Raw genomic sequence first — 659 nt, forward strand, 5'->3', positions numbered from 1 at the left:
TTTAGCGCAAGCAAATTAGTTTGCTCGGCAATATCTTGAATCACTTCTAAAGATGATGAGATGTTTTGAACGTCGCTCTCTAAACGGGCAATCACAGTGCTCGCCTCTGAAACTTCGCTTGCCAGCTCTTCGACAGAATTCGCAGCGGAATCGACGATGTGTTTCGCTTGTTGAGCGTTTTCATCGGCGTGTCGCGCTGATTCTGCTGCTTGGTTAGCGTTGTTCGAAATCTCATGCGCGGTGGCTGTCATTTCCGTCATCGCTGCGGCAACTTGCTCGGTTTCTTCACGTTGACCGCCAGCGAGTTCGTCGACTTGAGAGGCGCGTTGCGACATGTTGTTGGTTTCTGCGACGACTTCTTCACCGACTTGAGTCACGCTCTTGATGATGCCCTGTAGGCTTTCAACAAAGATATTGAAGTTGTGCGCTAACTGTTTGAACTCAGGTACGTTGGACTCGTGCATGCGCGCCGTAAGGTCGGCATCGCCTTGCGCGAAGGATTGGATCGAGGCATCAAACTGTTCGATTGGTCGCATGATGCTACGATTCACAAACACGGCGAAGATAGCAACCACGGCAGCGATAGAAACACAGAACAGCGCAATGGCCACTAGAGTCGTGTTGAGCGCGTCATGGGCTGAAGCTTCCATTTCTGCAAT

The 659-nt window shown here is 50.8% G+C and carries 1 protein-coding gene; it reads right to left on the minus strand.

Annotated elements, in window-relative coordinates:
• A partial coding sequence (locus R7Q11_RS26840) for a methyl-accepting chemotaxis protein (protein ID WP_225467072.1) occupies positions 1 to 659 on the minus strand: 659 nt, incomplete at both ends.

Source organism: Vibrio sp. 970, assembly GCF_033339075.1.